The following is a 3048-nucleotide window of genomic DNA, read 5'->3' as shown; positions in this document are numbered from 1 at the left end:
ATTGTAGAAGAAGGTACTCCGGAACATTTTTTCACAAACCCACAAGAAGAACGTACAAAATTATTCTTAAGCCAAATACTCTAAATACTGAATTGAATGAATATGTTTAGTATAATAGTAGCCAAATGCAAGAAAACAATGAACAATACCTTTTAGTTATTGATGGACATGCCTTAGTCCATAGGTCCTTTCACGGTATTCGCAGACCTATGATCACTCGCTCAAATGGACAAGAAGTTCGTGGGGCTTATGGATTTCTTAATACATTAATTAAAACAATCCGTGAATGGAAACCAACACATATAGCTTTAACGTTTGACACCCCAAAACCAACATTTAGACATGAGCAATATTCAGAATACAAATCTAACAGGACAAAAAGTGAACCCGAATTAATACAACAGTTTTCTATAGTAAAAGAAATTGCAGATGCTTTTGATATTACAATTTTTGAACTTGCAGGGTATGAAGCTGATGATCTTATTGGAACAATTTCACTCAATGCAGAGCAAAATAAAATAAACACATATATCCTTACCGGTGACTCTGATACTTTACAACTAGTTTCAGATAATACAAAAGTAATAATGCATACAGGTAGTCAAAATCAAAAACTATATGACGAAAAGGCAGTAATTGAACGATATGAGGGTATTAAACCAAACCAACAAACCGATATCAAAGGCTTACAAGGAGATTCTTCAGATAATATACCTGGAGTACCAGGTATAGGTACTAAAACTGCTATTAAGTTAATTCGTGATTATTCTTCTATTGAAAATCTTTATAACAACATTAATGATGTAACGCCTGAAAGAATAAAAAACTTACTAGAAAACCACAAAACACAAGCAATTCAAAGCAAATATCTTGCAACTATCGTACGAACAGTTCCTTTAACAATTGATTTCAACAAACTCAAAATTGGTGAATTAGATTTATCTAAAGTGGGGAATGTATTAAAAAAGTATGAATTTTTTAGTTTATATGACCGAGCAGAAAAATTATTTACTCTATCTGACCAGGATAATGCAATTAAGCCTGGTTCTGATATAAATAAAGAGCCCATAATAGATACTAGATATGAAGTAATTAATGAGTTATCAGAATTACACAAACTTGAAAAGAAACTATTAAAAGCTACCTCTTTTGCATTTGATACAGAAACAACTTCTCTTATCCCAACTACAGCAAAACTAGTTGGTATATCAATTTCGGAACAGATAGGCACTGGATTTTATATCCCTTTGGGCCATGAACAAGGTAGACAAATATCAATGGAGGATGCTCTCCCCCATCTGCAAAATATTTTTCAATCTAAAGATGTAAAAAAATATGCTCATAATGCGAATTACGATTTAACGGTACTAAAAAATCATAATATTGAAGTCAATTGCTTTACCTTTGATACAATGATTGCAGCCCAGATCTTGGGGTATAATGCAATAGGATTAAAACAACTCTCTTTCGATTTGTTAAATGAACCAATGTCTCCAATTAATGAATTAATTGGTTCTGGAAAAAAACAAATAACTTTTGATCAGGTTCCAATAGAAAATGCCTCAGAATATGCATGTCGAGATTCCGACATGACATATAGATTACAATCGATTCTTGAAAATGAAATCAAAGATAAAGGAATGTCTAATTTATTTTTTAATATAGAAATGCCACTCACTCCTATTTTAGTTGATATGCAACTCGAAGGTATTTGTATAGATTCTGATAAGCTAAACGAAATGTCAGCTCTAATTGAGTCCAAATTAGCTATTTTAGAAAATAATATTTATGAAGCAGCTGCACAATCGTTCAACATAAACTCACCACAACAACTAGGAACAATTTTATTCGAAAAATTAATACCAACAAATTTGTTAAAAGAAAACAACTTACCACTTCCTTCGAAAACAAAAACAGGCTTTTCTACAAATTCAAATTATTTAGAAGATATAAGGGATGCCCACTTTGTAATCGATTTAGTTCTAGAATATAGGCAATTAGCTAAACTAAAATCTACTTATTTAGACTCTCTACCAAAACTTATTAATGATAAAACAGGAAGAATTCATACAAAATATAATCAAGTTGGCTCTTCAACTGGAAGATTCTCGTCAAGTGACCCAAATTTACAGAATATTCCTGTTAGAACTGAACTTGGAAATGAGGTAAGAAAAGCATTTATCTCAAAAAATGACTGTCTTCTTTTATCTGCAGACTATTCACAAATAGAGCTTAGAGTTCTAGCACATTATTCTGAAGATCCTAACTTGATTTCAGCCTTTAATAACGATCAGGATATACATTCTGCTACGGCTTCCTTAGTTTACAAAGTACCTCAGGATAATGTTGATCCTTCAATGAGAAGAATAGCAAAAATCATGAATTTTGGCGTAATTTATGGCCTTTCAGCTCATGGAATGACTAGGCAAACCAATTTAAACTACCAAGAAAGCAATTTATTTATTAATGAATATTTTGAAAAATACCCCAAAATCAATGATTACATTAATACAACAAAACAAAGTGCCTTAGACAATGGATATGTTGAAACTCTTTCAGGTCGAAGGAGATACATTCCAGAAATTAGCCATTCTAATTTCCAAGTACGAAATGCTGCTGAAAGAATGGCTATAAATATGCCTATTCAAGGTACTGCAGCAGACATAATAAAAATTGCTATGATTAAAATACAATCACAAATAAATCTAAACAAATTAAACACAAAAATGCTATTACAAGTACATGATGAATTAATATTTGAATGCCCCGAAGATGAAATTTCAGAAATAAAAGAAATACTTAATAAATTAATGACTAATTCTTTAAAACTATTGGTGCCATTAAAAATCGAATACAAAGTTGGTAAAGAATGGGGCAATATGGAAAAAACTTTAATTGAATAAAATATATCTAATATTGCTATAAGTAGGTTTCATGAGTATAATCATCTTCTATCCTAAATAAAGATATTTTTTGATTTAGGGAGGAATCGCATAGTGGCCTAGTGCGCCCGCCTGCTAAGCGGGTTGGGGGTGATGAGCTCCCTCG

Annotated in this window: 2 protein-coding genes; both read left to right on the top strand. The window is 31.6% G+C overall.

Going from position 1 to position 3048, the window contains the following annotated elements; genetic code table 11:
• Positions 1-84 (top strand): amino acid ABC transporter ATP-binding protein (locus FI695_00035; protein ID MQG50351.1); only part of this gene is annotated, 84 nt, incomplete at its 5' end.
• Between the two features lie 41 nt (positions 85-125).
• The gene (gene polA / locus FI695_00030; GenBank protein ID MQG50350.1) at positions 126-2903 is read left to right on the top strand and encodes a DNA polymerase I; all 2778 of its coding nucleotides are present in this window, start codon (positions 126-128) and stop codon (positions 2901-2903) included.
• The last annotated feature ends 145 nt before the right edge of the window (positions 2904-3048 follow it).

It is taken from the genome of SAR202 cluster bacterium (assembly GCA_009392515.1).
Lineage (GTDB): Bacteria > Chloroflexota > Dehalococcoidia > Lucifugimonadales > UBA6952 > UBA6952.
This window is presented reverse-complemented; position numbering and strand designations above follow the sequence as displayed.